General features: G+C 71.6%; 1 protein-coding gene. It reads right to left on the bottom strand.

The features are described 5' to 3' along the window. Window positions 1-19: 19 nt before the first annotated feature. Window positions 20-2,041: a transcription termination factor Rho gene (gene rho, locus ACY5KJ_RS02425; RefSeq protein WP_462202707.1), complete on the bottom strand. Its 2,022-nt coding sequence runs from the start codon at window positions 2,039-2,041 to the stop codon at window positions 20-22. Window positions 2,042-2,279 lie beyond the last annotated feature (238 nt).

Raw genomic sequence — 2,279 nt, 5'->3', positions numbered from 1 at the left:
GGCGCCGTGTGGGGGAAGGCTAATCCTGAGGCGGTGCGGTCTTGGCGATCTGCATCAGGAACTCGTAGTTCGTCCTGGTCTGCTTGAGCCGGTCGAGCAGGAGCTCGAGGGCCTGCTGGGTCTCCCTGGTGTGGAGCACGCGACGCAGCTTGTGCATGATCGCGAGCTCGTCCGGGGCAAGCAGGATCTCCTCCTTGCGGGTACCGGAGGCGTCAACATCCACCGCGGGGAAGATCCGCTTATCGGCGATCTTGCGATCGAGTTTGAGCTCGGCGTTGCCGGTTCCCTTGAACTCCTCGAAGATCACAGTGTCCATCGTCGAACCGGTCTCCACCAGCGCCGTCGCAATGATCGTCAGAGACCCGCCGTTCTCGATGTTGCGGGCCGCGCCGAGGAACCGCTTCGGCGGGTAGAGCGCCGTCGAGTCGACACCACCGGACAGGATACGACCGGAGGCCGGGGCAGCCAGGTTGTAGGCACGGCCCAATCGGGTGATCGAGTCGAGCAGCACGACGACGTCGTGGCCCAGCTCGACCAGGCGCTTGGCCCGCTCGATGGACAGCTCGGCGACCGTGGTGTGGTCCGACGGCGGGCGGTCGAAGGTGGACGCGATGACCTCGCCCTTGACCGACCGCTGCATGTCGGTGACCTCCTCCGGCCGCTCATCGATGAGCACGACCATGAGGTGGACTTCCGGGTTGTTCGTCGTGATCGCGTTCGCGATGGACTGCAGCACCATCGTCTTACCCGCCTTGGGCGGGCTGACTATCAGGGCCCGCTGCCCCTTGCCGATCGGCATCACGAGGTCGATGACCCGCGTGGTCAGCATGTGGGGCTCGGTCTCCAGGCGCAGCCGCTCCTGGGGGTAGAGCGGAGTCAGCTTGGTGAACTCCGGCCGGCCGCGCGCTTCCTCGGGCTCCATCCCGTTGATGGTGTCGAGCCGGACCAGCGCGTTGTACTTGTCCCGGCGCTGCTCGCCCTCCTGCGGGGCGCGGACGACACCGGTGATGGCGTCACCGCGGCGCAGCCCATTGCGACGCACCTGGGCGAGGCTGACGTAGACGTCGGTCGGGCCGGTCAGGTACCCGCTGGTCCGCACGAAGGCGTAGTTGTCCAGAACGTCGAGAATGCCGGCGACGGGGACCAGGACGTCGTCCTCGCGCAGGACCGGCTCGTTCTCGCTCGGGCCGGCCTGCCCACCGCGACCGCGGTTACGACCGCGTTCCCGGAAGCGGCCCCGCCGGCCACGAACGGCGAAGTCGTCCTCGCCTTGTCCCCCTTGCCCCCCCTGCCCGGGCCGGTCGCCGCCGGAACGCTCTGCCCCGGACCGGTCACCCTGCTGGGTGCGGTCCACGCGGCTGGGACGATCAGCGGCCTGACGGTCCGTACCGGAGCGGCGGTCCGCGCCTTGGCGGTCCGCCGTGGCACGCTCGCCACCGGCCTCACCGCCCTGACGGTCGCTCGCGCTCACCCGGCCGTTGTCGGCGGAACGATCCCGACGGTCCTCCCGGCTCCGGGGACCGGCATCGGTCTGACGGTGGGACGCGGCGGCCGGCGGAGCCGACGCGGGCGCCCCGGTCGGCTGGGCGGACACGGTCGGCTGGGCGGAAGCGGCCGATCCGGCCCGGGCATCCGTAGCCGATCCGGCCCGGGTCTCCACGACCGTGTCCCCGGCCGCCGTTTCGGGCAGGGTCGGCTGCTCGACGGCGGGGCTCGCCGCCGCCCGAGAGGCCCCACGACGGGAACGGGTGCGGGTAGCGGTGCCGTCCGGGCCGGCAGCCTGCCGGGACACCCGCGGCGCGGGAGATGTCTCGCTCGCGGCCGGGACCGGTCCGGCGGACGAGGCCGGCCCCGATTCCGCCGGGAGCGGCGCAAAGGCCGAGGAGGCCGCGGGGGCCGAAGAAGTCGCTGGGGCGGGCGCGGCCGCGGACTCGTTGTTCTGCAGGTTCTGGATCGCGGCGATGAGCTGGCCTTTGCGCAACCGGCCCACGCCCTGGATCCCCAGGGACGAGGCCTTGGCCTGCAGTTCGGGGAGCAGCATCGCGGACAGACCGGTGCCCTGCCGGCGGCGTCGGGTCACGGCCGCACCTTCTCCGGCCGGAGAAGGTGCGGGGAGAGCGGTCCGGGTGGTACGGCCTGCGCGCGAGTCACCGTTCCCGGTGGGCTCAGCGTTCCCGGTGGGCTCAGCCGAGATGGCGTCTGCGGACGAGATGCCCGCCGCCAAGTCGCTCTCCCGGGGCGATGCAGGCGTCACGGGCGGCGCAGGCGTCACGGGCGGC

Source organism: Frankia sp. CcWB3 (assembly GCF_977927595.1).
This window is presented reverse-complemented; position numbering and strand designations above follow the sequence as displayed.

What these genes read in the sequence shown, in the direction of transcription:
- rho (WP_462202707.1), bottom strand. Translation starts at nt 2,041, where the DNA reads ATGCTGCTCCCCGAACTGCAGGCCAAGGCCTCGTCCCTGGGGATCCAG.